The following is a 25,368-nucleotide window of genomic DNA, read 5'->3' on the forward strand; positions in this document are numbered from 1 at the left end:
TGTCGCGGCCTCGGAGTTTCAGGCTACCGGAGTCAGTTGGATTTTCCAACTGACCTGTATACTTGTGGGAGAGCACTGAAAGCAGGTGAACGGTGAATCAGCCGACCGATACGTCAGTTAGCGCGCCGAGGGCGTGTTTCATCGCGGCAGGCCTCGACGTGTTGGGGGAGCGATGGGCGCTGCTGGCGCTTCGTGAGATGTCGCTGGGCGTTCATCGCTTCGATCAGATCGCACGCAATACCGGCGCGTCCCGCGACATCCTGACGGGCCGGCTCCGCACACTTGAAAGCCGTGGCGTGATCGAACGCGTCCAGTACTCCGAGCGCCCCGCGCGCTACGAATACCACCTCACAACTTCCGGGGTCGAAGTCGCGCCCATTCTCATTTCACTCGCGGCCTGGAGCAGTACGTGGATGCGCGACGAGACGCCCCGTGCCTCCTACCGGCACAGTTGCGGGGCCGACCTGAAACCGTTGGTGTTGTGTGCGGAATGCGGCGAGGAGTTTACGCCAGGAAGTTTGATGTTCGGACCGCTGGTGTCAACGGCAGGTACGAACTCCGACCAGTAACCACAAAACCAGACAGGGGACGGCGGCAGTACTTCCCGCCGTCGTCCTCGCGCGGCTACTCGGCCGAGCGCCGGTTGCGTGCCTGGCGTGCCAGCCGGCTGAAGGCAAAGATGAAGACTGCCTCAATCAGCACCATCAGTCCGAGCAGCAGCCACCGCCCCTGGCTCATGAACGCAACCGCGCCGGTGAGGACCAGCACCGTTCCTAGGCACAGGGCGTACACGGCAAATCCCAGGGCCACCCGTGCACTGCGAACGCCGGTGCGGAAGCCAAAGCCCTGCGGCTGTCCTCCGGGCAGCCCGTGGACGCGGTCGGGCCCTGCGGCTGGGAGCCGGTCGAACTCCTGCCACAGATCCTCGTCGTGATCCCGATCGGTCATGCTTCCATTATCCCGCGCACCGGGGCGCCTGCTCCCTGGGCCAGCCCCTATTGAGGCCCTTCGCCACCTACATCAACCCCTGTGCGCCAGTCTGGGGCACATCGGTGACCTCGTCCCCCGGAGGGAGTGCCGTGCCGACGGAATTCCCTGTCGAAATCTGCCGCTTGACCTCCTCAAGCTCATCTTTGAGCAGGTCAACGGTGGCACGGTACTTTTCGAAGTCCGCCATTCGGCGCCTATCCATGACGTAACTGATGACGGTGGCGAGAATGCCAAGCGGGAACGACAGCAGCAGTGCCCAGCCGGACGCGGCAAGGAAGTTCAGCGCTACGGGAAGTGCCTGCTTGAATGCCAGGAACTGGTTCACCCCGCCGACCACTTCGTTTAGGGCGGAGTCCAAGGCTCCCAGAAACTGCCCCACCATGGGCGTCCCGGAAAGCGACGGAGCACTCAGCGGTTCCCCTGGCGACCAGCGCGGGTCACCGACATGGTTCAGGATGTAGATCCCGGCACCGGCGTTGAGTGCCGCGAAGAGCAGGACGGCACCAAGCACGGTCCAATGAAGCCTGCGAGGACGCCAAACACCGACCGCAAGCGCGAAGACGGTGGCCACAACCCAAGAAAGGGTGCTGAGTTCATCTCGGCTCATGCCGCCCAGTAGATCCAAGGAATTCCCGCCCGTTACCGTTGGTGTCGATGCCTGTTCGGGCCGCAAGCGAGCCTATCCCAGTCGCCGCTGTACGCACGACCGCGGAGGCCAGGGTCCTGTGAGTAAGCTGCGGTTTTTCATTGTTGTGCCAGTAGGGCAGTGGGAAGATGGTCGGAGAGTTGGGCCTCCACCGAACGGGGATGCCGGCAAACTGACGGCACGCGCCCAGCCTGAAAACAGGCGGTGACCGATCCATGAGAGAGCACAATCTGCAGCCGCGGCGGCTGCGCGTCTCCGACATCAACGTCGTCGAGCACCGGACCCTGCGGAAGGCGCTCGGCGGCACCATCGTAGGCAACACGATGGAATGGTACGACGTCGGCGTGTTCGGCTATCTGATTACCACCATGGGCCCCGTGTTCCTGCCCGAGGCGGACAGGGCCGTGCAGAACCTGTTCCTGCTGGGAACCTTCGGTGCCACGTTCATCGCCCGGCCGCTGGGTGGTGTCTTCTTCGGGTGGCTGGGCGACAAGATCGGCCGGCAAAAGGTCCTGGCCATGACCCTGATGCTGATGGCCGGGGCGACGTTCGTCGTCGGCCTGCTTCCCGGGTACGCGGTGCTGGGCATCTGGGCCGCCGTGCTGCTGGTGGTCACCAAGCTGATCCAAGGCTTTTCCACCGGCGGTGAGTACTCCGGGGCCACCACGTTTGTGTGCGAGCATTCGCCGGACCACCGCCGGGGATTCTTCGTCAGCTTCCTGGACATGGGCAGCTATCTCGGCTTCGCCCTGGGGGCGGGACTGGTATCGGTGCTCCAACTCGTTCTGGGGCAGCCCCAGATGGAGGCCTGGGGCTGGCGCATCCCATTCCTGATCGCCGGCCCGCTGGGCATCGTGGCCATCTACTTCCGCCTGAAGATCGAGGAGTCGCCCGCCTTCAAGGCCACGCAGGAGGCGGAAGCCGTGGCCGCCGCACATCACGAGACCGACGACGAGCTCCGCCCCGTCGGCCCGGTGGCGATCTTTAAGGACCACTGGCGCCGCATCGTGCTGGCCATGATCCTCGTGGCCGCCGGCAACACCGTGGGCTATGCCCTCACGTCCTACATGCCCACGTACCTGACCACCAACAAGGGCTACGACGAGATCCACGGGACGCTGCTGACCGTTCCGGTGCTGGTGGTCATGTCCCTGTGCATCCCGCTGACGGGACGCCTCTCAGACAGGATCGGCCGCCGGCCCGTGCTCTGGATCGGGGCCATCAGCACGGTGGTGCTGTCGCTCCCCGCGTTCCTTCTGATCTCGGTCGGCACCGTTCCCGCCACGCTCGCCGGCCTGGCACTCGTCGCGTTTCCCGTGGCGTTTTTCGTTGCCATTCTCGCGTCCGCGCTCCCGGCGCTGTTCCCCACGGCCCACCGCTACTCTGCCATGGGCATCGCCTACAACTTCGCCGTGGCCATCTTCGGCGGGACTACCCCATTCATCATTGCCGCGCTCATCCAGCTGACCGGCAACGACCTGATGCCGGCGTTCTACCTCATGGCGACGTCCGCCATCGCCGCGGTCGCCATCTACTTCCTGCCCGAATCCGCCCGGCGGCACCTGCCCGGCTCCATGCCCAGCGTGGATTCGGAAGAAGCCGCCCGCGAGCTGGTGGCGACGCAGGACCACAACCCCTTGCTGGAGATGGACTCGCTGCCGTTCGACAGCAGCTACGAGGAAGCACGGGCGGCGCATGGGGGACGCCCTGACAGGCCGACGGTGATGTGAGCGATCGTCGGTAAGCGGGGACGTCGAACACAGCTCCCGGACGATGCAGTCCGGCGGTGGCGGACTCGCGTCCGCGGAGTTAGCAGACAGCCGTTGTTAGCGCGCCGAAGTAGGCCTACGCTGTGCGCACGGCCCCACTCCGGGACCGCTCCAGGACCCACCGCCACGGGTGTCAGGCACGCCCTGGGGCGCCCGTGTCCTGGGACCATAACGGAACAGGAAAGACCATGACCAAGTATCTGTTTGAAGGGAACTACGTGGGTGAAGGAATCAAGGGGCTGATGCGGGAAGGCGGCTCCAAGCGGCGGGACGCGGTGGTGGACGCCCTCAAATCCGTTGGAGGATCGCTGGAGAGCTTCTACTTCGCTTTCGGGGACACCGACGTCCTGGGCGTCCTGGATATCCCGGATCAGGCCAACGCCGCGGCACTTTCGCTGACGATCAATTCGACGGGCGCCGTGAATCTGCGCCTGAAGCCGCTCATGACGCCGGAAGACATCGACGAGGCGGCCAAGAAGACACCGTCATACCGCGCCCCGGGGCAGTAGGGCGTGGGAGAGCACCGCCATCCACCAGAGAACAATGCAGAAAGGAAATCATCATGCTCACGGATTTGGACATCATGGCTGTTCTGCCCGCGAAGGACATCAACCGGGCCAAGGATTTCTATCGGGACAAGCTGGGGCTGGAACCTGCCGAGTCCCCGGAGGAAGGCAGCCTTTTTTACCGCGGCGGCCACGGAACGGGACTCCTCATTTACCAGACAGACAATGCAGGGACGGCGAAGAACACCCAGATGGGCTGGGCCACGGACAACCTGGAACGCGAAGTGGAGGAGCTGCGGGCCCGCGGCGTCGTCTTTGAAGAGTACGACATGCCCGGGTTGAAGACGGAGAACGGCATTGCCACGAGCGACTGGGGGAAGGCCGCTTGGTTCCTGGACAGCGAAGGGAACATTCTCAACCTCTCCCAGCGCGCGTAACGGCTAACTCCCAAGCGGGGCAACTCGGCCCCGCTAACCTCCGCTTCGTCCTGCGGAGCCCGCGTGGCGGCCAGCTGCTTCGCCAGGTACCTGGCGCGCAGGACAGGAACCCGCTGCTGGAGATGGACACCCTGCCGTTCGACAGCAGCTATGAGGAAGCGCGGGCCTCGCACGGGGGACCGCCTGAGCGTCCCACCAACACCGGTCCGCTGCACATGGGAGACAAGGAAATTCCGGCCACGGGCAAGTCGGTGACTGCGACCGGAGCGTACTTCGCCTCCGTCAGGGACGGAAAGATCGTCTCCTTCCGTGCCCATCCGGATGTCGCCACAATGATGGGGCAGCTCGGGCTGATGCCCGGGATGTGAGCCGGATGGCCCGGATCTGAACAAAAGGAGGCCGGCAAGTCGGCCTCCTTTTCAGTGCCGGAGCGCAGGCTCCGCGGCTTCCGGCTCCCTGACCGCGGCATTGGACCAGCCGCGCTCTCTGCGGCCCGGCGGGTAGGCGTGCCGCCGGCCCGCCAGCGTGATGACGAACGCGACGACGACCGGCACCGCCGCTGCGACGGGCACCATGAGCGGGCCGGCCAGCACCAGGGCGGCGGAGCCATAGAGCGCGCCGATGGTGATGCCCAGCTGGATGGTCAGGACGGTGAGGCCGTTGGCGGCGTCCCGGTCCTCGCGCCCGGCGCGGAGGATGGCGGCCTGGTTGTAGATGCCGATTGCGCCGAGGCCTGCGCCCCACACGGTCATGAGGACCATGGCGCCGGGAATCGTTCCGCCGCCGAGCGGGAGGAGGAGCATCGCGGCGGCGATGGCCGCCGTCGTGATTATGAGCGAACGGCGCGGCCGCGAATCCACGGTGACGCCCGCGATCCAGATGCCGATCAGGCCGGACGTGCCGAGGACGGTGAGGGAGAGGCTGGTGGCGTAGTCGGGCAGGCCGGCTTCGCGGATGAACGGCGCGATGTAGGTGAAGAGCGCGAAGTGGGCCAGGACCAGCAGCGGCCAGGCGATGGCCACGGATTTCACGCCGGGCTGAGCGATGGCCTTGCGCATCGAGGGGCGGACGGCGTCGGGGACCCGGCGGACCTGCGGCAGCAGCCAGACGGCCAGGCCGGTCAGGAGCAGGCTGAAGCCGGCCAGGAAGAGGAAGGACGCGCGCCAGCCGAGGAGCGCGCCGAGCGCGGTGCCCACGGGAGCGCCGATGGCCATGCCCAGGCTGTTGCCGCTGAAGACGATGGCCAGGGCTTTGCCCACTTTGTCGGCCGGGACCACGCGGGAGACGAACGGCGCGACGGTGGTCCAGAGCAGGCCGTGCGCCAGGCCGCCGACAAGCCGCGCGCCCATGGCCGCTGCGAAGTTGGGTGCGAGGCCGACGAGGACGTTGCTGAGCGCGAAGGTGAGGACGAGTGAGATGAGCAGGGTCTTCCGCGGGATCCTGGCCAGCAGCCGGGCGGCCGGGATCACCGTGACCACGATGACGGCGGCATACGCTGCGGCGAGGTAGCCGGCCACCGGGTCGCCATCGCCTATGTCGTCAGCAACACAATCTGACTCCTAATAATCCCGATGCAGCCGTCGGTCATGATCCGAACTCGAAGGAGTCAACGACTGCGCCAGCTCCGGCTCCCCCAAGATAGTCCATGAGGCTGTGCTGCTCGAGCACGGCCGTCACCTCGATCGCGACGTTTCCTTTTTCCCAGTCGAGCAGGAAGAGGCGCATTTCCACGGGGGCGCCGATCACGTGATGCAAGGCAGAGACTCCGCCGCCGATGATGACCGGAACCGCGTGGATGACGCCGTCGAGCGGGCATGGGCTCCTCCACCCGTCACTCACCCGGAGATCAAGCGCGACACCGGACAAGCCGCCCACCGTCACGGGAGCGGCCCGCACGATCTCGAGACCCGGTATCGTGCGGTACCACGCGGCGAGTTCCGCGGCGCTCGTACCTACCCCGGGCTGCGCTTCTTCACCGCAGAGCGCGGGTGCGCGGACATTCTGGTAGACGCCGATGTAGCTGCCGCCCCAGGCGCCCTCTTCTGGATCGTCGTTCCGCTTCAGCAGTACATTCCCGGGCAGATCCTCGCCGTTGGCCCAGCCTGGGGGGACCGTGTACGACAATTTCGGTTCAAAGGACGTGGTCGAGTAGGTACCCGCATTAAGGGAACCGAGACAGATACCGCCATGCGGATTCTGGCAGACAATCGGCGCCGACTGCTCTGGTCGATCGAGCGGGGCACCGTCCGGTGCCGCGACGCGCGCAGCAGCGGCCACCTCATCAGCATTGAGGGCCCGCGCCCAGGTTCGCACGTCGGCAAGGGTGCCTTTGAAGAAGTCAGCCGGTTGTGAGCGCGCCTGGCCGCGACCGAACAGCAGCGGGCCTTTCGCTTCGTACAAGGGGTCGGTGGCGACCCCTTGTTCGCTGACCGGGTAGCCGTTGAGAAAGAATCGGGCCCGCCCGTCAGCGGAATCATAGACTCCCGCGAGATGTACCCAGGCGTCCGGTTTCACCTCGACCCGTGTCGCTCGGTCGCGGTTAGTCACGAAGGCGTCCCCGTTGCCATCCTCAGGTTTGACCGAGAACGACCAAAACCCTTCGGCGACGCCCAGGAAAAATGGCCCGGCGACGTCCCCCGCCTGGCTAAGGACCGTGACGTACTCCCCGGGCTGCCCCGTCGGGCGTACCCATGCGCTCACCGTGAAGCTCGAGTTGGTGGCGATAGGGCCACGCGCCGAGGTGCTGGCGTAGTCGGCGCCGTTCACCTGCAAGCCCTCGCCCGTCCACCGGGCTCCGCCTTCGACTGAAAGGGCCACGCCACCCACCGCAGCTTCCGGACCCGTAAGGGGCCATACGTTCGCGGCGTCTGGCTCGTTAGAAGACTCGTTAGAAGAGCTGCAAGCCGCGAGCGTTCCAAGCAGAACGCCGGCGAGCATTACGGCGATGGTTCGCGACCGGCGGTGACGAGATGACGGTTGTGAGGTCGTATTCACGCCCCCCGCCTTGGTGATCTCCCTGATTCCCATGATGGCCTCTCGTCTTCCTGAAGAATAAGATCCGGAATACCGGGGCCATCTTAGAAGGATGGTCACAGGCCCTAAAGATACGCTCGGGACGGAATCAAGGGAAGGTTCCCGAGGCACCAGCACTCAGATCCAGGCCGCAGCCGAAGAACAGTCAATATTCGGCCGGGCCAGGATTCCCCTCACCGGTTCCGCGACGCAGGACTAGCAAACGTCTTATCTGGCACAGGCTAAGCAGGTCGGCCCGCCCTGCCACGGCTGGCCAAGTTTCACTGACGCTCACGTGCCATCGATCCAACTGCGCGGTGCCAAATGGCGGTGCATAAACAGCGTCACTTACCGCGGCGATGTACAGCCATGAATCGTCGGTTTGGCCCGGTATTTTGAGTCGCTGCGATCCAGGAAGGAAGGCGCCTGGGGGATGGCTTCGCTGCCTTCGTGTTCGATGGCGTGACGGATCAGCTCCGCCGGTGACTTCATGTCCGACTGGTCCCGGATCAGCGACCGCGGGCATCCGCCCTTCGTCCAGTACCTGGGGACATCCGTGTAGGGGATGCTGACAAGATAGGCGAAGCGGCCGCTGAGGCGGAAACCGAGGCAGGTCTCCAGCCAGTTCTTGAAAGCATGCGAAGAGCCTTGGGACTGTGCCACGGGGCTCTTGATGCCGCGCTTGCCGGCCCTGTCCGACTGGTGCCACGGCCCGTTTTCGACGCCGACCTTGTTGCCTTTGACTTAGATGCCGGCCGTGCCGGCGCCGGGCAACAGCACCAGCAGGTCGGTCTCATGCTCGCATCGTCCTTCCCGCACCTGTACGCAATGGGCCAGCCCAGAGTCATCAGCAGGCTGTTCGGCAGCACGTCTCAAGCCGCATTCGGCCGACTGGCCGTCACCGGACTCCGGCTGCTCCGGAACGCTAACTGCTGCCCCATCGTGGTGCCCGGACTCCGGGCTCCACGATGCGTCTTATCCCGTGGCGCCCGCCTCCCGTGCAGCGTGAGGAACCTGCCGCTCGTAGCTAATTTCGCACCGTTCGGCGCAAAACCGCCGCGCAGGCATGTAATGTGCACCATGATTACCGGAGGCAACAGCGGCGCACAACGCGCCGTTCGCCGAACCCGCTGGGACCTGCGCTTACCCGCTGGGACCTGCGCTGGAAACAGCAGGGACATCGACGTCGTGACGAGGAGCAATCATGAGCTGCCTGGACCGAGAACGAACCATTGCCCCGCCCGGGTTCAACCGCTGGCTCGTGCCGCCGGCGGCGCTCGCGGTCCACCTCTGCATCGGCTAGGCCTACGCGACCAGCGTCTACACGACGGCCCTGGTCAGGCATTTCGGTGCCAGCCTGACCGAAATCGGCGTGATCTTCTCCATCGCCATCGTGATGTTGGGCCTCTCGGCCGCGGTCATGGGCACGTGGGTGGACAGGAACGGCCCGCGGAAGGCGATGTTTACCTCGGCCGTGTTCTGGTCCGTATGCTTTCGTTCGCGGGCTGTAATCCTGCTGCTAGGGCTGGAGCGCTGACTCCTTAGTTTCAGGTTCCTTGAGTTCCGGATCCGTCCAGCCGCGCTCTCTGCGGCCCGGCGGGTAGGCGTGCTGCCTGCCGGCCATTGTGATGACAAGGGCGACGACGACGGGCAGGGCCGCCGCGACGGGAACCATGAGCGGGCCGGCCAGGACCAGGGCGGCGGAGCCGTAGAGGGCTCCGATGGTGATGCCGAGTTGGATGGTCAGGACGGTGAGGCCGTTGGCCGCGTCCCGGTCCTCGCGCCCGGCGCGGAGGATGGCGGCCTGGTTGTAAATGCCGATTGCGCCGAGGCCTGCGCCCCACACGGTCATGAGAATCATGGCGCCGGGGATGGTTCCGCCCCCGAGCGGGAGGAGGAGCATCGCGACGGCGATGGCCGCCGTCGTGATTATGAGCGAACGGCGGGGCCGGGAGTCCACGGTGATGCCCGCGATCCAGATGCCGATCAGGCCGGAGGCACCGAGGACGGTGAGCGAGAGGCTCGTGGCGTAGTCGGGCAGGCCGGCTTCACGGATGAACGGCGCGATGTAGGTGAAGAGCGCGAAGTGGGCCAGGACCAGCAGCGGCCAGGCGATGGCCACGGACTTCACGCCGGGCTGGGCGATGGCCTTGCGCATCGAGGGGCGGACGGCGTCGGGGACCCGGCGCACCTGCGGAAGCAGCCAGACCGCCAGGCCGGTCAGGAGCAGGCTGAAGCCGGCCAGGAAGAGGAAGGACGCGCGCCAGCCGAGGAGCGCGCCGAGCGCGGTGCCGACGGGAGCGCCGATGGCCATGCCGAGGCTGTTGCCGCTGAAGACGATGGCTAGGGCTTTGCCCACTTTGTCGGCCGGGACCACGCGGGAGACGAATGGCGCCACGGTGGTCCAGAGCAGGCCGTGCGCCAGGCCGCCGACAAGCCGTGCGCCCATGGCCGCTGCGAAGTTGGGTGCGAGGCCCACGAGGACGTTGCTGAGCGCGAAGGTGAGGACGAGGGAGATGAGGAGGGTCTTCCGCGGGATCCTGGCCAGCAACCGGGCCGCCGGAATTACGGTGACCACGATGACGGCGGCATACGCTGCGGCCAGATAGCCGGCCACCGGCTCGGAGACGTTCAGGCCTTCGCTGATCTGCGGCAGCAGGCCCGACGGCATGAGTTCGGTGGTGATGGCCGTGAACGTGATGGTGGCAAGGACCAGCATCGCGGCGAGCGGGAACCGTTTGGGCGCAGGCAGGGGCAGGGCGGAGGACATGGGGGAGCGGATCCATTCGAAGGGGGAGGAGCGGAAGGGGGGACGTCGCTGGCCCGGAAGTTCCAACCACAAAGTTACTGGATTTATTCTGTGTGAGGCAGTCCCCTGCCAGACCCTGTTTGAGGATCCCGTTCAGGGCAATGCAGTCACAAAAATTGCATAGAGCTAAGACGCGGAAGCCTGTTGGGGCATGACGGTGGCCTCGACGTCGGTGCGTCAGAGAGCAGAAGGCGCGGAACGCGCCGCCGCCGGAGTTCGACGTCGTACAGCCGACGGCGGCCGGCGACGATTCCCTTCAGGTCCCACCGCTAAGGCCCACTGCCCGGTCGGTCCAGGGGGAGACCCAGCAGCGCCGGACGTCCACGATGACGGCGTCGGCTCTAACCACGTCCATGAAGGAGTCCTGCTGCCCGGCGAAGCTGGCAAACGGCAGGTCTTCGGCGGTTGCAGAAGAACGCACCGCCACTGGCCGGTTGTCCGTTGCGGCATACGCACTGCGAACGGCGGGCTCGACGTCGGCGGTACGGGCCATGCCGCCATCATCTCGCGGTCACAGTGCGCGAGCCCGGCCCGTTCTTCATCCTTGAGTCCGCGATCGCCTTCGGGCGGCTCCGCCCCGCCCCGTCCAGGCGGGCGGCGATGACGTCCATTTCCGTGGGCGCGGCCTTCCGGTAGCCGGCTGTGGGCAGGCAGAAAGAGGCGGACCGGAAAGTCAGCAGCGGCAAGCCGGCCGGGTTTGAGGGCCTTGCCGCCTACTGTGGCTGCTGATGCCAGCTGGCTGAGATCAACAACCACCCTCGTACCCGCTTCCGCCCCGCTCCGGAACGGGACTTTCAGCAGCCGATGTCCTGCTCCTAGCCGTTGTCCGCGCCGTCTCCGGCGTCCTCCCACATGACATCCAGATTGTGGAAGATGACGGGTCCATCGCACAGTTCCGCCATCTCGACGTTTCCAAGTGCGGCGGAACGTGGCCGGAGTGCTCCCCTCGGTTCTTGAGGGACGGCCCAGTTCTTCGATCTCCTTGATGCGGGATGTCTTGAATTCGATGATCTGCACAAACCCCGCCATGACGGCCTCTCGACGGCGGTGGACGTTGATGCGGATCAGACTAGTCCCGGCGTCGGGCGGCTAACAGGGGAGAAATGCCCGAGGGGGCGGCTATGTGATGCTGGCGCCGTGTAGGGGATGACGTAGTCATCCCTCGGTGCCTGGCGTATAACGTGAGTCTTCCCACGTTATTTTGAGTAGCTCGCGATAAGCCGTAGAGTTAGGTACAGGCCACCGTAGCCCTTGAGTACCGCACCGGTGAACATACCAGGGCCAGCGGGGCAAGCGATACAACGCGCAACCGCCCTCCTGCTTGAGCGGCACAAGAACCTGTATGGCCCTCATCCCGAAACCCCACGGAGAACCCATGACTTTGCTGACCGAACACCCCGCAACCTCCTCATCCACCACCGAAACCACCCTCAAGAACGCTACCGGGATCACTGTCGCTGACACCGCAGTGCGCGGCGGCAGCTACGTGACTCTCCCCGCCGGCAGCGTCCCGGTCGGCGCCGAGGGCAGCTATGTCACCGTCGCTGGCGGCCGAAACCTGCCCCCCGTCACCCGTGGCAGCTATGTCACAGTAGACGGCACTCCCGTTGTTGCCGCCAGCGTCATCGAGGGCAGCTACGTAACGCTTCCAACGGCGGCCTAGAGCCCCAGCGCCCTGGGTGGGATAGCACCACCGCGGGCTTAAAGGGAGGCCGACGGCGACACTGGGTGTCGTCATCGGCCTCCTTTTTTCGTGCCATCGAGGAGAGCGCCGGCGCGCGGCTTAGTGCGCTCCCTCAGGATTCCGGGTTTCGCGCGGGTCCTGCCAGTCGGCCTCGTTGTGGCCCGGGGGGTGCGCCGCCCCCTGGTCGGGGTCGACAAGGCGCTGGGTGCTTCAACGATTCGAGCTCAACGCCATCGTGAACCAGGTCTTCGTGGTCAGCGTCAACTGCGCCGCCCCACCGGCAAGGGCCTGAGCATCATCGTGGATCCGGAGGGCAACACCCTGGGCGAGGCCGACGACGACGCCCCGGTGCTGCTCACGGCGGAACTGGACCTTGCCGCCGTCGAGCACGTCCGCACGCATGGAACCGAAAACCTCAACCGCGCCTGGTCCCAGTTCCGCGACGGCGAAGATGCCGTCGAACTGCCCGTCTACCAGGGCCGGATCAGCCCACGTCCGCCGGTCCATCCACCCGCGGGTCGGGTTCCTGGTGGGCTGGGCCATCCTGCTGACTACCTCTTCCTGCCCATGGTCATCTGGCTCATCGGCGGCTCCTACCTGACTGCGCAGTTCCCCGGGATCCCCATCGGGGTCTGGATCGTAGGCTTCATCCTCATCACCACACTGCTGAACATCCTGGGCATCAAGGTGGCGGACAAAGCCAACTACGTGCTGATGGCGTTCCAGCTGCTGGTTATCGTGTTCTTCGTGGCGCTGTCCGTCGGCAACGTGGTGTCCGCCGCCGGCGCCGGCGGCCTGGCCAGCACGCAGCCGTTCTTCAACGACACCTCCAGCTTTGCCACCATCTCCGCCGGTGCCGCCATCGCCGCGTACTCGTTCCTCGGATTCGACGCCGTCACCACCCTCACCGAGGAGACCATCGAGCCGCGCAAGAACATGCCCCGCGCCATCATGCTGATCGCCCTGATCGGCGGCGGCATCTTCGTGGCCGTCTCCTATGTCACGCAGCTGGTGCACCCGGGCGGCGTGTTCGAGGACTCGGCCTCCGCGGCCAGCTCCATCGCGCTGCAGATCGGCGGGCAGCTGTTCGGCGCGGTCTTCCTCGCGGGCCTGGTGGTGGCGCAGTTTGCTTCCGGCCTTGCGGCGCAGGCCAGCGCCTCGCGCCTGCTGTACGCCATGGGCAGGGACTCCGTCCTGCCGAAGGCGGTCTTCGGCCGGCTCAGTGCGAAGTTCCACACCCCGGTGGTGAATCTGGTCGTCACGGGCATCATCGGGCTGATCGCGATCTTCCTGGACGTGGCCACCTCCACCTCGTTCATCAACTTCGGCGCCTTCACCGCCTTCACCGCCTTCACCGCCTTCACCTTGGTGAACGCCTCGGTGGTGTTCCACCACCTGCGGCGGCGCCGTGCGGAGGAGCAGCTGAATCCTGTGTCCTACGTGGTGGTGCCGGTGATCGGAGCGGTCATCTGTGCCTACCTGCTCTCACAGCTGGACAGCAACGCGATTTCGCTGGGAGTGTCCTGGCTGGTGCTGGGCGTGGTGGTCCTGGCCTTGATCACGCGCGGCTTCAAGGCGGCGCCGCCCGAAATGACGGCCACGGAAAAGGCGACGGTTGAGGCAGCCGCCTGGATTGGGCGCCTGGGCCGAAGGGAAAGAACCACCGTGAGGATAGCGCTCGGACAGCTGGAGTCGGGCACCGACATCCATGACGCGACGTTGAGGAATGGCTCACCGTTGGCCCGGCCGAGGTCGATGTCCACCACCTTCCCTTCAGCGACGGTAGCGCACGCCTCGGCCAGATTGTTCGGTATCTCCAGCGTGCGGGCGAAGTCATTGGCGGTGCCCAGCGGAAGAACGCCGAGCGCAACGTCGATGCCGGCAACCCGACCGGCGGCGGCGGTCACGGTCCCGTCGCCGCCACCCACAACGATCAGGTCGTGCCCGTCCTCCACCACCCGGTCAAGGGTCGCGGCCAGCTCGCCCCCGGACAGCACGTGGTGCATGGAGGAGATTGGCACGCCTGCCTTTCGCATCGTGTCCACGGCAAGTTCGTGTGCCGCTCCTCGGCGTGATCCGGCATTGATCACCACGGCGGCAGAGCGGGCGTCCCGGGCAGCCTTCATGTGGGACATGGTAGGCCGCGGACCTGTGAATTCCCGCAGGGGACTGGGTGGGATCTAGGACTCGCACGGGCCCGGCGGTTAGACATGGCGAAGCAAGCCGGCGAACAAACCAGCTCGGCGGGGTCGCCGCCCACCTCCAAACCGGGCCGGTCCGCCACAGGGGTGAGCCACTTCGGCGCCTTGTCGATGACGCTGGAACCGCCGACGGCGGCCACGGCACACCTGTATCCTGACAATGCAGGTTGAATGGCTATAGCAGCCATCAACCAAGCTCGGTTCGCGCGGCCGGATGACGGGTCCGGAATCCTGGGCCGTCGCCTTCCACGTCGTGGATCAGCGCCGCTATCGTCAGTCTCCGATCAGCCCCCGGGCTCTTGGAATGGATCCTTATCACTACCGACTCGCCAGCTCCCGTAGGAATCCCGACACCGGTCCAACCCCTCGCGCACAGCTGCGGTGGATGAGCCCGCCGTCGTGACTTGGGTCGAGGCCGGTGTCAGCATGACCGCGCGGTGGCGTTCGGCGAACGGCACGCCGGCGCCGACGCACGTCGAAGTGGTCGCCGACTCCCTCACCGCCGATGATGCGAACCGGATGGCGTCACAGGGGATCGCGATGCTCTGGCACGGTGACTTCCACAATGCGCGGCAGATCCTCAAAGCCATGGATCGGCGGGTAAGCGCCGGAAAGAAGAAATTCGAAGGATCTCCGGCCGACGGGTTTTATCGGCATCGCCAGTTCGCCTCGCATCGTGCACGCATTCTCGGCCTTCTGCTGATTCCTCTTGATCCGGGCGCAGTGGTGCCGCTGCGCCGCGCACCGGATATCCGGGAGGCCGCCGCTGAAGCGTACGGCGATATCGGCGAACCTTCCGTTGTGTCCCTGCATGAGCTTGTCGGGGCAATTGGCGCCCACGAGTGGCGACGGAATGGCGTCTACGTCGATGCCCTGCAGGGCCGCATCCACCCGCACTATGGCACGTTCTTCCCCACACGGAGTGAGTACGTGGATCTCGTGGCCGCCGCGCCGCTGCCCTCTGACACGCTGGCGTTCGACGTCGGAACCGGCACCGGGGTGCTCGCCGCAGTCCTCGCGCGCCGCGGCGTCCACCGCGTGGTAGCGACGGACAACGAACCGCGTGCCATCGCCTGCGCCACCGAGAATTTCCGGAACCTAGGTGTCCAGGACCGTGCTGAGGCCGTCCTGACCGACATGTTCCCGCCCGGGCGGGCACCACTCATCGTGTGCAACCCGCCCTGGATCCCGGCCACGCCGCATTCCACCCTGGACAACGCCGTCTACGACCCCGGGAGCAGGATGCTGTTCCGCTTCCTGAAAGGACTCTCCGACCATCTGGAGCCGGGCGGTGAGGCCTGGCTTGTCCTCTCCGACCTGGCCGAGCACCTTGGCCTGCGGACGCGTGACGATCTGCTGAACGCCATCACGGCGGCCGGGCTGAAGGTGGTGGAACGGCTGGACACCAAGCCAACGCATCCGAAGGCATCGGACCGCGACGATCCCCTGTTCGAGGCGCGCACGGTCGAGGTCACGTCGCTGTGGCGGCTTGTTCGCCGATAGTCCGGTGCGATAGGGCGTAGCCGGCGGGTCACCTGGCCAGCGGCCGCCGTCGGGGAGTACGACGGCGGCGCGTGGGCTGGGTGCCGCCCAGCCCAACGGCTCCGCAAGTCAGCCCGCCACCGCCGCCTTCGCGGCCTGCGAGGCCGCCATCCACTCGCTCAGCCACGGCGCCCGGACGCTCGACGTGATGCGGCAGCCGGCCACGAAGGTCCCCTTGGCGCCGGCGTCGATCCACTCCTGGAGCGCGGAAAGGTCCGCCAGTGAGCGGATGATCGCCGACTCCGCACCGAGCGCGCGGGCGATGCCGCTGAAGTCCACTTCGGGGATCAGCATCGGCTTTTCGGTCAGGCCCTGGGAGCCGTACTGGTGGATCTAGGCTCCATAGGCGGCATCGTTGTAGATCACGACGACGGCGCTCCTGGCCGCCCCAATCAGCGATTCGAGGTCGGACAGCCCCATCAGGAAACCGCCGTCGCCGGAGGCCAGCACCAGGGTGCGGCCGTCCTCCACCGCGCGGGCCGCGCTGACGGCGCTGGCAAGGCCGAGCCCGATGGTCTGGAAGGCCGTGCCCACCATGACCAGGTCCTGCGGTCGCGGGATGTGCCAGTACATGGGGACCCAGCCGAGGAAGTGCCCGCCGTCCTGGACCACGGTGCGGCGCTCCGGCAGGCCGGCGTCCAACGCGATGGCAAGGGAACGAGGGTCCAGCCGGCCGTCAGCGGTTTCCGTGGTACCTGCGTGGTGGGCCGGTCCTTCGGCCAGACGCTTGCGGGCTTCCGCCCGCCACGCTTCTGCTGAAGCCTCGCCTTCCAGCAGTTGAAGGATGCGTCCGGCGGCAGACTTCGCATCCGCGCTGACTAACACGTCCACCGAGGGTGCGTCGGCTGCAGGGCGGCGTCGATCTGGATAACGGTGCTGTCGGGCCGAGCAGGTTGCCCGAACCGCATGGTGAAGGGGCTCAGGCTTGCCCCGGCCACGAGGACTACATCGGCCTCACCCATGAGCCCCGCTGCGGTGTCCGTGCCGAACGACGAGATTACTGGGTTGCTCAGAGGAAACTGAAGGCTGCCGGACGGGAACGCACTCGGCTGATCGGAATTTTCGGTGAGTCAAAGGGCGAAGAGGGACCTGGGAGCCGCTCCAGCTGTCGCGGGCTCTTTGGCGAAGTCCCAGAAACTGGGAGACGTAAGCCCGAGATTAACCTGATAGGAGTTCCAGCCAGCAACTGAATACCACCTAACACTGGGCTGCTAACGGAAGTTCTTGGGTTACAAAAAACGCATAGCGGCTAAGAAATTTTTGTAACCCTGGAAATGTCAGGTGCCGGCTAAGTTCCATACATGACTGAGGAGAGAAAGACTAAAAAAGCTGCGACAAGGAGATGCCCGGTATGCGGGCACGAATCTTGGCGGATCATCTACGGAATGGTTATGCCCGACGTCATCGAGCGATATCCGAAAGCGGAATTTGCCGGCTGCGTCATTGTGCCCGAAGAGCGCATTTATTTTGCTACCGGCAAAGTGGAAAGTGGCATAGCCAAGTGGGCTTGCCAAAATAACGAGTGCCGCCACCGATGGTGGTAGACGGCACTCGTCACTTTACGACTCGGCCTCTGCTTTCGTGTGCCGTGCCTGACGGCGAATTTCAGCATCCCCGGTTCGGCAAAAGATCAAGACTAGTTCATTTACTTTTTGACCGGTGATGCGCTCCACCATTCCCGCGTAGGTCGACAGCTGGCGCCAGTAAGCCGCCAAGGTCTCCTGCGTGACGCTGATGTCAGTCTTGAAATCGGCGATAACCAGCGTTCCGTCATCTTCGCGGTACATCAGATCGATGATGCCCTCAAGAGTCATTCCGCTGGTCGAAGTGACAACAGGAAGCTCAAGCCAGTGGTCCCGGTCAGCGGCGCGCTGCACGGGGACGCTCCGCAGCGCAGATCGGGCCCGTTCTGCAAGGCCAGCAGGATCAGCCAGTCCGGAAGCGCTGACAATCCTTTCGGCGAGCTTTTCAAGGTTCTCGTTCTCCCTGAGGTCACTCAGCTCGAGCAGCCGGTGCAGTGCGGTACCGAACTCCTTGCCATGTTCCCTGCCTGTCGCTGACACAGACGGCAGCAAGCCGTCCTCATCAATGCTCACAAAATATGGGGTCTTGTCGGTTCCAAAACCGGCCAAGTCCCCACCTCCTTTGGCAATCGCCGTGACGGAGGTGGACGATACGAGGGCCGAGTTCTTCTGCCAGACATCGCGTTGCTGCTGCCACTCTTCAAGCGCTGGTACCGGCTGCACTTCGTGATCAGTTCTCGCCTGAAGGGGCATGTCTTCTGGGACATGGAGATCTACCGCCGGAACCGCATCAGCTGCGTCTTTCAGGACTTGGCCCAGGCTATTCTTGGCGTTCACATAGTGGGAGACGACAAGGTGGCTTTCCGCGCGTGTGCAGGCCACGTACAGGAGACGGCGCCTCTCAGCGTCGTCGAATTGCTTCTCGATGGCTTCGGCACTTCCGTATCCCGCGGACCGTATGTCGCTAATGAAGTGCACCTGTACTTGTGAGCTCTGATCCCACAGGGCAGCAGCCTTTTGATTGTTGGGTCCGGAGCCCGTGCCGGCGAGAATCACCATCGGGAATTCCAGCCCTTTAGAAGCATGGATGGTCATGATCCTGACGGCCTGAACGTCCGTTTCCGGCACTACAGCTTCTTTGACCCGCGAATTTTCCTCCTGCTGCACGGCTGCCCAGACCAGGTAATCACGTAGGCCGCCGTGAGTGGCCTCAGTCCAGGCCCGTGCTTGGTCGATGACAAAGCGTAGCCGTCGCCAGACGTCCCGGTAGCGCGGCGCATCAACGGCTGCCTCGAGCATGCGTCGGTCAGCGGCGAGGTGCTCCATGATCTCGGCCGGTGTCAGTACCTCTATCTCCCGGCACAGGGCAGCAAGATAAGCGATGGCTTGTGCAACGCTGGAATCTTTGAGCGCGTCGGGCGCGTCCGCAAAGAGGTTCCAGTACCCCCCGGCCCGCTTCCACTCGAAAAGTGCATCATCACCGCACCCGAACATCGCCGACCGCAGGGACAGCACAAGCGCCGCTTCATCCGCAGTATTAGAGATCGCCCGCAGCGCGAGCAGCAGATCGGTCACTTCCTGGGTGGAATAAACCAACGACGATGCCTCGGCCCGGTACTCAATACCGGCGTCGTCCAGCGCGTCTTCCAAGGCGGCGAGGGAAGTCCGGGTGGGGATCAGGACGCAAATGTCCTTCAACTCAACCGGTGCACATTCAAAGCCCTCGGACCGCTTGCTTTGCTTCTGCCACGCCGGTGGCCCTGCCGTGCCCGTTGCGATTCTGATTGCCCCGGCAACATCGGCGGCTTCCTGCCGGCGCATGGCATCTGCCGAGACCTTTCCCGATTTATCGGCTTGCGCACCGCCGCTGCCAATAACGGAAATGGCCGGGCCGTGCTCATCGCTCCATTCGGGACGCTGGGGGTCGGGAACCAAGGCGTGGTACTCCGGCTGAACCGTGCCGTTCGCCGTGATGAGCTCGCCGAACGTGCCGTTGATCCACTCAAGCAGTTTTCCCGTGGACCGGAAGTTGGTCTGGAGCGAAGCGGTCCTGGAATTCGCGTCGTCTGAAAAACGCTGCTGTGCCGCGAGGTAGGTGGCGATATCGGCCCTGCGGAAGCGGTAGATGGACTGCTTCGGATCCCCGACAGTAAAGAGCCGGCCTGGCGGTACCCTAAGCTGTTCCCAGCCGTCGGGCCCGCAGACGTCGCTGGCGGCAATCCGCGTGGCAAGTTCAGCCTGAATGGGGTCCGTGTCCTGGAATTCGTCCAGCATGATGCAGCGGTAGCGATCGTGCAGGGCTGCATGGACGTCCCGTTTGTCGTCACCGACAAGGAGGTCCCGGGCGTGAATGAGGAGGTCGTGATACTCGAGCTCGCCGCTGCGCTGGCGTTCACGGGCCGCTTGGAGAAGGACCTCGGCCATGGCGGCGGTAACGGTTTCAACGGCTGGCTGGACAAAGCTGTTGCGCAGGGCTATCGCCTGCTGGGCCAGATCTTTGCAGGAGCTCCGCACATCGGCGACGTTGACTGACCAGTTGCCTTTTCGCCCGCCACGAAGGTCGGGTTGCGGCACAGCATGCAGCAGCTCAAGGACGAGTCCCAGCTCGCCCGTCGCCGCCTCCGCGAGGCGGCCGTGCCAGCTCTTAATGAGTTCGAAGGCGGCCAACAGCTTATCCGCAGGGTCAGTGCAATGGTCGGCGTGTGCGAGAACGTCGGATGTCTGGCGGAGGAGCGGGCCTAGATTGACCGCGGGGATAGGGCGCTTCTGGGGAGGGTGGCTCTCCAACCGGTCCCAGTTCGCGTCCAGGTCAGCCGCAACGTTCTGCAGGTGGTCCAGCGAAACTCCCACGGCGAGCAGGATGCGGAGGGCGTCGTCCAGGGACCGGTCAGCGAACAGCTCTTGGCGGGCCGCTTCCCATCGCCGGCTAAAGGCAATCTGGGACCGTAGCTCATCCACGACGGTGATCAGGGGCGGGACTCCAGCCTCAATGGGGTGTTCGCTGATGATGCGCGCCGCAAAGGAGTGGATGGTGCCGATGGGAGCCGTGTCCAGCTGGTCGAGCGCCCGTTGGCGCAGCTCTGTAGGGCAAGCGTCCGTTAGCTGCCGACGGATCCGTTCCCGGAGCTCACCCGCAGCCTTTTCGGTGAAGGTGATGGCTGCCACGCCCTTAAGTTCAATCCCGTCGTCGACCATCGCGCAGATGCGCTCGACGAGTTCATGCGTCTTGCCGCTTCCTGCACCGGCTTCGACGAAGATGTTCGCTTCGAGCTCTTGCTCGATCAGTGTTCGGTCGCTCTGGTCTGTGAGTTCCAGGAGTTCGGGTTTCATTTCTCCGCCTTCAGGAGCTGGGCATAGGGCTCAAGTTCGGGGGCGTTTTGAAGCTTCAGCCACCGCTGGCCAAGCTCCTGGGCGCCCATCATGGTAGTGAAGTTGACGTAGCGGTCGGACTCGGGCCGGGGCGGGAAGATTCCGTTCCGCAACGCCGAAATGATGAGACCCACATCCGCGCGCAGTTGCTCCACAACCTCGTCAGTTACGGAGTAACCGATTTTCGCGAAACCGCCTGCTTTCGAGATGAACCAGTACTCCGCCGAGACGTTGGCCGAAGAGTCCGCGAGGGTCCGGGCGAACAGGCCGTAGACCGGCAGCTGGTATCGGCTGCCCTCCGCGGTGGGATGCTCCTTGAGCGACTTGTACTTGTCGGCTTTGCCAGTCTTGTAATCGATCACCCGGACACTGCCGTCGGACTGCTGGTCAATCCGGTCCACCTTCCCCCGGAACCGGACCACAGTGCCGTCCTCGAGGGTCAGCTCGACCGGAGGGTGGCTGTCTGTATCCTCCGGACCGAAGCTTGCCTCTTCTGCAAGGTATTTCCAGCCATCGTCAAACCTGTCTTGGTCGTCCGCCAGCACTCGTTTTAGGTCTTGGCGGAGCATGGCCTGATTGCGCTCCCAGACGTGGCTAAGCCATGCCGGATTTGCGACTTCCTCGAAGGCGCCATCTGCCAACTCCATAAGGCGGTCGGACGACGGCGGAAGACCGTCTTTCGTGATGCTGCGGACGTAGTCTTCCAGCACCTGGTGCACCAGGATGCCCCGCTGCTGCGGCGAAATCTGCACCTCAAGTGCCACGTCCTCCAGAATGCTCACCTTCAAGACATTCTTTAACAAGTAGCTGAAAGGACTGATGACCCAGTCCTCAAGCCGGGTGGGCGACAACGGCTTTTCCGGGTCCACGATGGTCCCGGCATACGCACCGAGGTTCCCATTGAACCTGGAGAAGATGCCGTCTCGTCTGTCACGGGTGGCAGCCAGCGCATTCTGGAGCGCAGTATCCTCTTGCAGCGCTGCCGTGCGTTCCTCGGCGGTGAGAATATGCCGCAGCCGCCATTCCTGCGAGGTTGGGGGAAGTGCGTCGGCGGTGGGTGCACTGTTTTCGATGCCGTGGGCGAAGGATTGCAGCTGGTCCTGCGGCTTAGGCCTGACGTTGATCCATCGTGAGACCTGGTAGCTGCCGGAGCCGCGCAGATCGCCTCGGGGGCTGGTGATGAACCGCTCCGATGCGGCAGCGAGGGCAGCGAAGAACTGCTCCTTGCTGGCCTCGGCGCGCTGCTCCACAGTGGGGAGACCGCTGGCCAGCAGGGCCCGGACGCTGTCCGGAAGAAGTGGGTTCTCCCTGATCCTTGCCGGCGCAAGCCCTTCCGCAACCCCAATAAGGAAAATGACATCAAGGTCTCTGGCGACCGCGTCCGCATAGCTGCCGATGACGACGCCGGTGCCGCTTTTCCCGGTCCAGCCGCCTTTTGAGGCGATTGCGTCCTCCATTGCACTCTGAATGAGCGAGGGGCGGGGCAACGGGCCGACGAGGTCCAAGTGCCGAAGATCGGAGGCGGCTTGAACCAGGGCGTCTCGGGCAGCGCTCTTCTCGGGCCGTTCGCCAGATCCTCGGGGACCCATGAAGTCCTCAAGAAGCGAGACCAGGGAGGCGGAGGCGTCGCTCCACGTTGCAGCTGTTTGGACTTGGTTTATCCGCGCGGCAAGGGCTCGGATGAAGGATTGGAATATCCCGAACTTCTCAAGGTACTCGGCGGCCTTAGTGGAGTCTGCTCCTGCAGAATCGTCTTCGGCCGGTGGATTCGCGTAGAGCCTTTCACAGACGGCACTGCTGGGCAGCTTCTGTTCATGCCAGGAAAAGGTACTTTCCGCATGGATGTTCAGTATGGCGCGCGCGTCGGGGTCCTGCGGGTCGAGTTTCAACAAGTGAAGCAGGCCGCGGGCGAGTGGCGAGTCCTTGAGCCGATGGGCTGCCGGGCCGACGAAAGTGACCCCCGCCTGGCTAAGGCGCTGGGTGAGCAATGCTGCATAAGGCTCGGAGGCAGAGTGGAATATTCCGATGCGGTGGCCTGGAGTGCCGGTTGCAAGCCTTTCGACGACAAGGCGCACGACGGCGCGGACTTCATCGTCGGCGTCGGATGCTGTCAGCAGTCTTGCGTCCGTCTCTGCGGAACCGGCTGCTCTGAGGAGTTGCATCCCGGCCGCTTCGAGGCTTTGTTTGAAGATTGCCTCGGCGGGACGGTTCTCAGTGCCCAGCATGAAGCCGATGATGGTGCCCAGCCGCTGCCTCATGGTCCTGGTCCCGACCTTGTTGCTGGCAAGGGTAAAAGCCTCATGATCCGTGTACCACTGCTGGCCCAGAGCCTCCTTTGAGGCGCCGTGAAGCCGAAGCACTTCCTGCGTGAGGTCCGGGAGGTCCGGGGCGGAGGGATCCGGAACCGCGTCGAGAAGCTCGGCCGTCCTGGCTATGGCACGGGCTGTTGCGGGCTGGTCGGCGACATCCTTGAAGAGCCCTGGTTCGTCTAGCAGGACCCGGCTCACAGCTCCAAGCCGGAGGACGGGCAGAAGGGGGCGACGCCCGTCCACAGCGTCGTCGTCGGCGATGAGTTCGGTTGCGAGGTCCTTGAGCGTGAACGCCCTGACCCCTACACTTCCAGCGCCCCCGTTGAGGGTCCTGCCCAGGTAACGGGTCACGTCCAGGCCGGCGGCATGGGAAGGGACCAAGATGGTGACTGGAGCCAGCCGATCGGCGGCCTGGGCCTGGGTGATCAATGCTTCCAGCTCGGCCAGAGCGAGACTCACCGAAGGGAAAATCGTGCAGGTCATGCAACACCACCATAGTTGTACTCGCGAAGGGACTGGGATCGTTCTGGTTCTCTAAGCAGCGCCATGGTCTTCGACTCGATCTGGCGGATGCGCTCGCGGGTCACACCGTAAACCTTGCCGATGGCATCGAGGGTCTTTTCCTCGCCGTCGTCTATACCGAAGCGCATAGCGATTACTCCGGCTTCCCGTTCTGTCAGCGTATCCAGGACCGCATGGACTTGGTCCTTCAGCTGTTCCTTGGCGATCGCGTCGAGGACATCTTCATGCCATGGACCGATGAGCTGGTCCGCGAGCGGCTCCACGCCACCCTTGCCGTCCGGTACGAGATAGTCCAGCGAAAGCATGGGCTTGTCGAGTGACAGAAGATGCTCCACCTTGCCGGCCGACTGCTCCGTGTGTTTGCCGAGCTCGGCAATGGTGTACTCAACGCCCTTGCGGAATGCTTCGCGCTGGACGGACTTCACCTTATTGATTTGCTCGACCATGTGGACCGGGAGCCGGATGACCCTCGCCTGGTCGGCGAGTGCCCGCGTGACGGCCTGCCGGATCCACCAGGTGGCATACGTGGAAAACTTGTTACCCAAGGTGTAGTCGAACTTGCAAACTGCCCGGTGAAGGCCGATGTTCCCCTCTTGGATGAGGTCCAGCAGGTCCATGCCGTGGAACACGTACTTCTTCGCGATGGACACCACCAGCCGGAGGTTCGCCTCAAGCAACGCGTCCGCGGCCCGCTCACCCAACTGTGCGATCATCCGGAGTTCCCGGGTTTCGCGGCGCCCACGAGCGGGCCCCTCCGCCAGCAGGTGCGCTGCGTAAAGCCCGGCCTCGATGTCCTTGGCCAGTTCCACTTCCTGTTCGGCTGTCAGCAGATCCGCGCGGCCTGCTCGCTGCAGGTAGTCCGAGACTCCGTCCTCGCTGAACCCCTCGAGTCCCTGCAGCTCCTCCAGCCAGCCGGATTCCTCCAGATCAAACGAGGTCGGCGCGCTTTCCCCGTCATTCTCCACTGAAGGTTCCACCACCGGCTCGAGCCCGCTGCCGCTGTCCGGTCCGGCGCCGTGACCGGGCGTACCTTCCGTCGGCTCGCCAGGCTCGGGCACTGGAATCTCCTCGGGCTCCGCCTGACGGAGGAACTCCTGCAACCCGTCCAAATCCGTCTTGATGTCGAAGAACTCAACGTTGCGTGCGAACGGCAATACCTTGCCCAGGAATTCCTCACCCTGGACGTCCGGGTCCTCCACCGTGCCCTTGGAGTAGAGGACAACCAGCCGACCCGGCCGTCCATCGGCCTTCTTGCGGATGACACGCCCCAGCCTCTGAACCATCTGACGCTGGCTGCGGTTGGCGGCAACGATGATCCCGAGGTCAGCTTCAGGGACGTCGATGCCTTCGTCGAGGAGCCGCGGAGCCGCCAGTACCTGGGATGCGCCGGTGCGGAAATCCTCCATCCCCTGCCGGCGGTCATCCTTGGGCATGCCACTGAACACCGCCGAGGCCTTCGACCCCAAGGACGTGTACAACTCCTGCGCCCGGCGGGCGGACTCCTGGGTCTGGGTGAACACCAGCGTTCCGCGGGACTGGTCGACGGTCTCCTTCAGGGCTGCCAGCGCCAAGTATTTCGTCTTGGCCTCAGCCAGCAGGGTGAGACGCGAGGACATGGCACGCATGTACTTCCGGGCAATGGTTGCTTCCCGGCTGGGTGAATCAGAGGCGGCGAGAGCAGCCACAGCAGCAATGAACTGCGGGAACGGCCGCCTCGGGATGGCAGCGTAGGACTCAAGATTCCGTGCCGCCTCCACCATCACAGCAGAAAACTCGTCGTAGTTCGCCTGCTCCGAAGGCACCAGGTCAACGCCAACAAGGGCGATGTCGAAAGGCGCAATGACCTGGTCCTTCAGTGCCCGGTCATACCAGAGGTTGTAGATGACGCCGCCGAAGTACGGCGTCAGGAGGTTTTCGTGCTCGCCGTCCGCCCTCTCGAACGTGGCTGTCAGCCCAAGGCGCCAGGCATACCCTTCCTGCAGGGCGCCGGTTAAACATCGGAGCAGCGTAGCGGTGGCACTCATCGGCAATGATCAGACCGGCCTTGTG

General features: G+C 64.6%; 21 protein-coding genes and 2 pseudogenes. 10 read left to right on the forward strand and 13 right to left on the reverse strand.

Annotated features, from left to right (window positions below; all coding sequences use genetic code 11):
- Nucleotides 1–92 precede the first annotated feature (92 nt).
- A complete protein-coding gene (locus QFZ33_RS06605; RefSeq protein WP_307025941.1) occupies nucleotides 93–569 on the forward strand; it encodes a winged helix-turn-helix transcriptional regulator in 477 nt (158 codons plus the stop codon).
- Between the two features lie 55 nt (nucleotides 570–624).
- Here QFZ33_RS06605 and QFZ33_RS06610 read toward each other — a convergent pair whose 3' ends face one another.
- On the reverse strand, nucleotides 625–948 hold the full coding sequence (locus QFZ33_RS06610) for a hypothetical protein (protein ID WP_307025942.1): 324 nt from the start codon (nucleotides 946–948) through the stop codon (nucleotides 625–627).
- A gap of 67 nt (nucleotides 949–1,015) precedes the next feature.
- Complete coding sequence (locus tag QFZ33_RS06615; protein WP_307025944.1) at nucleotides 1,016–1,597, reverse strand: hypothetical protein; 582 nt, start codon at nucleotides 1,595–1,597, stop codon at nucleotides 1,016–1,018.
- Nucleotides 1,598–1,851: 254 nt separating this feature from the next.
- On the opposite strand from QFZ33_RS06615, the gene QFZ33_RS06620 reads away from it, so the two are divergent.
- From QFZ33_RS06620 to QFZ33_RS06635, 4 genes are all read left to right on the forward strand, one after another.
- On the forward strand, nucleotides 1,852–3,366 hold the full coding sequence (locus QFZ33_RS06620) for an MFS transporter (protein ID WP_307025945.1): 1,515 nt from the start codon (nucleotides 1,852–1,854) through the stop codon (nucleotides 3,364–3,366).
- Between the two features lie 227 nt (nucleotides 3,367–3,593).
- A complete protein-coding gene (locus tag QFZ33_RS06625) occupies nucleotides 3,594–3,914 on the forward strand; it encodes a GYD domain-containing protein (protein ID WP_307025946.1) in 321 nt (106 codons plus the stop codon).
- 53 nt (nucleotides 3,915–3,967) lie between these two features.
- Nucleotides 3,968–4,348 (forward strand): VOC family protein, encoded by a 381-nt coding sequence (locus tag QFZ33_RS06630; RefSeq protein ID WP_307025948.1) that lies wholly within the window; start codon nucleotides 3,968–3,970, stop codon nucleotides 4,346–4,348.
- A gap of 122 nt (nucleotides 4,349–4,470) precedes the next feature.
- The gene (locus QFZ33_RS06635; protein ID WP_307025950.1) at nucleotides 4,471–4,716 is read left to right on the forward strand and encodes an ester cyclase; all 246 of its coding nucleotides are present in this window, start codon (nucleotides 4,471–4,473) and stop codon (nucleotides 4,714–4,716) included.
- Nucleotides 4,717–4,767: 51 nt separating this feature from the next.
- Here the strand turns inward: QFZ33_RS06635 and QFZ33_RS06640 are convergent, their stop codons facing one another.
- From QFZ33_RS06640 to QFZ33_RS06650, 3 genes are all read right to left on the reverse strand, one after another.
- On the reverse strand, nucleotides 4,768–5,883 hold the full coding sequence (locus tag QFZ33_RS06640) for an MFS transporter (RefSeq protein WP_373427332.1): 1,116 nt from the start codon (nucleotides 5,881–5,883) through the stop codon (nucleotides 4,768–4,770).
- 49 nt (nucleotides 5,884–5,932) lie between these two features.
- Entirely contained in the window at nucleotides 5,933–7,165 is a 1,233-nt protein-coding gene (locus QFZ33_RS06645) for a LamG domain-containing protein (protein ID WP_307025951.1), read from the reverse strand.
- Between the two features lie 543 nt (nucleotides 7,166–7,708).
- Complete coding sequence (locus QFZ33_RS06650; RefSeq protein ID WP_307025953.1) at nucleotides 7,709–8,023, reverse strand: hypothetical protein; 315 nt, start codon at nucleotides 8,021–8,023, stop codon at nucleotides 7,709–7,711.
- A 541-nt stretch (nucleotides 8,024–8,564) separates the two neighbouring features.
- Here QFZ33_RS06650 and QFZ33_RS06655 point away from each other — a divergent pair.
- A pseudogene (locus QFZ33_RS06655) lies at nucleotides 8,565–8,846 on the forward strand (MFS transporter); the annotation flags it as partial.
- A 33-nt stretch (nucleotides 8,847–8,879) separates the two neighbouring features.
- Here the strand turns inward: QFZ33_RS06655 and QFZ33_RS06660 are convergent.
- Both QFZ33_RS06660 and QFZ33_RS06665 read right to left on the reverse strand, forming a co-directional pair.
- Nucleotides 8,880–10,130 carry an MFS transporter gene (locus QFZ33_RS06660; RefSeq protein WP_307025954.1) on the reverse strand — a complete coding sequence of 417 codons (1,251 nt, stop codon included), beginning with the start codon at nucleotides 10,128–10,130 and terminating at the stop codon, nucleotides 8,880–8,882.
- 295 nt (nucleotides 10,131–10,425) lie between these two features.
- Nucleotides 10,426–10,662 (reverse strand): PEP/pyruvate-binding domain-containing protein, encoded by a 237-nt coding sequence (locus QFZ33_RS06665; RefSeq protein WP_307025955.1) that lies wholly within the window; start codon nucleotides 10,660–10,662, stop codon nucleotides 10,426–10,428.
- An 882-nt stretch (nucleotides 10,663–11,544) separates the two neighbouring features.
- On the opposite strand from QFZ33_RS06665, the gene QFZ33_RS06670 reads away from it, so the two are divergent.
- On the forward strand, nucleotides 11,545–11,832 hold the full coding sequence (locus tag QFZ33_RS06670; RefSeq protein WP_307025956.1) for a hypothetical protein: 288 nt from the start codon (nucleotides 11,545–11,547) through the stop codon (nucleotides 11,830–11,832).
- A gap of 588 nt (nucleotides 11,833–12,420) precedes the next feature.
- Nucleotides 12,421–13,329 (forward strand): annotated as a pseudogene (locus QFZ33_RS06675) (APC family permease); the annotation flags it as partial.
- Here QFZ33_RS06675 and QFZ33_RS06680 read toward each other — a convergent pair.
- Entirely contained in the window at nucleotides 13,329–13,988 is a 660-nt protein-coding gene (locus QFZ33_RS06680) for a diacylglycerol/lipid kinase family protein (RefSeq protein ID WP_307031698.1), read from the reverse strand. The pseudogene QFZ33_RS06675 and the gene QFZ33_RS06680 sit on opposite strands and share 1 nt — an antisense overlap.
- 492 nt (nucleotides 13,989–14,480) lie before the next feature.
- Here QFZ33_RS06680 and QFZ33_RS06685 point away from each other — a divergent pair, with 492 nt between their 5' ends.
- The gene (locus QFZ33_RS06685; RefSeq protein ID WP_444861225.1) at nucleotides 14,481–15,557 is read left to right on the forward strand and encodes a methyltransferase; all 1,077 of its coding nucleotides are present in this window, start codon (nucleotides 14,481–14,483) and stop codon (nucleotides 15,555–15,557) included.
- Between the two features lie 108 nt (nucleotides 15,558–15,665).
- Here QFZ33_RS06685 and QFZ33_RS06690 read toward each other — a convergent pair whose 3' ends face one another.
- Both QFZ33_RS06690 and QFZ33_RS06695 read right to left on the reverse strand, forming a co-directional pair.
- Nucleotides 15,666–15,890: a hypothetical protein gene (locus tag QFZ33_RS06690; protein WP_307025958.1), complete on the reverse strand. Its 225-nt coding sequence runs from the start codon at nucleotides 15,888–15,890 to the stop codon at nucleotides 15,666–15,668.
- A gap of 39 nt (nucleotides 15,891–15,929) precedes the next feature.
- Complete coding sequence (locus tag QFZ33_RS06695) at nucleotides 15,930–16,427, reverse strand: thiamine pyrophosphate-dependent enzyme (protein WP_307025959.1); 498 nt, start codon at nucleotides 16,425–16,427, stop codon at nucleotides 15,930–15,932.
- A gap of 560 nt (nucleotides 16,428–16,987) precedes the next feature.
- Between QFZ33_RS06695 and QFZ33_RS06700 the strand changes: the two genes are divergently transcribed.
- A complete protein-coding gene (locus QFZ33_RS06700) occupies nucleotides 16,988–17,140 on the forward strand; it encodes a hypothetical protein (RefSeq protein ID WP_307025960.1) in 153 nt (50 codons plus the stop codon).
- A 15-nt stretch (nucleotides 17,141–17,155) separates the two neighbouring features.
- Here the strand turns inward: QFZ33_RS06700 and QFZ33_RS06705 are convergent, their stop codons facing one another.
- From QFZ33_RS06705 to QFZ33_RS06715, 3 genes are read right to left on the reverse strand one after another with little or no spacing between them, the layout of a single operon-like run.
- Nucleotides 17,156–20,449 (reverse strand): UvrD-helicase domain-containing protein, encoded by a 3,294-nt coding sequence (locus QFZ33_RS06705; protein WP_307025962.1) that lies wholly within the window; start codon nucleotides 20,447–20,449, stop codon nucleotides 17,156–17,158.
- The gene (locus QFZ33_RS06710) at nucleotides 20,446–23,280 is read right to left on the reverse strand and encodes a PD-(D/E)XK nuclease family protein (protein ID WP_307025963.1); all 2,835 of its coding nucleotides are present in this window, start codon (nucleotides 23,278–23,280) and stop codon (nucleotides 20,446–20,448) included. The genes QFZ33_RS06705 and QFZ33_RS06710 overlap by 4 nt, the downstream gene beginning before the upstream one ends.
- A complete protein-coding gene (locus QFZ33_RS06715) occupies nucleotides 23,277–25,343 on the reverse strand; it encodes a sigma-70 family RNA polymerase sigma factor (protein WP_307025965.1) in 2,067 nt (688 codons plus the stop codon). The genes QFZ33_RS06710 and QFZ33_RS06715 overlap by 4 nt, the downstream gene beginning before the upstream one ends.
- Between the last annotated feature and the right edge of the window lie 25 nt (nucleotides 25,344–25,368).

This window comes from Arthrobacter globiformis (genome assembly GCF_030815865.1).
GTDB lineage: Bacteria > Actinomycetota > Actinomycetes > Actinomycetales > Micrococcaceae > Arthrobacter > Arthrobacter globiformis_B.

Coding starts and splice junctions, on each gene's coding strand:
- QFZ33_RS06615 (WP_307025944.1), bottom strand. CDS start 1,597: ATGAGCCGAGATGAACTCAGCACCCTTTCTTGGGTTGTGGCCACCGTC.
- QFZ33_RS06625 (WP_307025946.1), top strand. CDS start 3,594: ATGACCAAGTATCTGTTTGAAGGGAACTACGTGGGTGAAGGAATCAAG.
- QFZ33_RS06660 (WP_307025954.1), bottom strand. CDS start 10,130: ATGTCCTCCGCCCTGCCCCTGCCTGCGCCCAAACGGTTCCCGCTCGCC.
- QFZ33_RS06685 (WP_444861225.1), top strand. CDS start 14,481: ATGACCGCGCGGTGGCGTTCGGCGAACGGCACGCCGGCGCCGACGCAC.
- QFZ33_RS06680 (WP_307031698.1), bottom strand. CDS start 13,988: ATGTCCCACATGAAGGCTGCCCGGGACGCCCGCTCTGCCGCCGTGGTG.
- QFZ33_RS06700 (WP_307025960.1), top strand. CDS start 16,988: ATGCCCGACGTCATCGAGCGATATCCGAAAGCGGAATTTGCCGGCTGC.
- QFZ33_RS06620 (WP_307025945.1), top strand. CDS start 1,852: ATGAGAGAGCACAATCTGCAGCCGCGGCGGCTGCGCGTCTCCGACATC.
- QFZ33_RS06705 (WP_307025962.1), bottom strand. CDS start 20,449: ATGAAACCCGAACTCCTGGAACTCACAGACCAGAGCGACCGAACACTG.
- QFZ33_RS06635 (WP_307025950.1), top strand. CDS start 4,471: ATGGACACCCTGCCGTTCGACAGCAGCTATGAGGAAGCGCGGGCCTCG.
- QFZ33_RS06670 (WP_307025956.1), top strand. CDS start 11,545: ATGACTTTGCTGACCGAACACCCCGCAACCTCCTCATCCACCACCGAA.
- QFZ33_RS06690 (WP_307025958.1), bottom strand. CDS start 15,890: ATGCTGATCCCCGAAGTGGACTTCAGCGGCATCGCCCGCGCGCTCGGT.
- QFZ33_RS06710 (WP_307025963.1), bottom strand. CDS start 23,280: ATGACCTGCACGATTTTCCCTTCGGTGAGTCTCGCTCTGGCCGAGCTG.
- QFZ33_RS06665 (WP_307025955.1), bottom strand. CDS start 10,662: ATGGCCCGTACCGCCGACGTCGAGCCCGCCGTTCGCAGTGCGTATGCC.
- QFZ33_RS06630 (WP_307025948.1), top strand. CDS start 3,968: ATGCTCACGGATTTGGACATCATGGCTGTTCTGCCCGCGAAGGACATC.
- QFZ33_RS06610 (WP_307025942.1), bottom strand. CDS start 948: ATGACCGATCGGGATCACGACGAGGATCTGTGGCAGGAGTTCGACCGG.
- QFZ33_RS06715 (WP_307025965.1), bottom strand. CDS start 25,343: ATGAGTGCCACCGCTACGCTGCTCCGATGTTTAACCGGCGCCCTGCAG.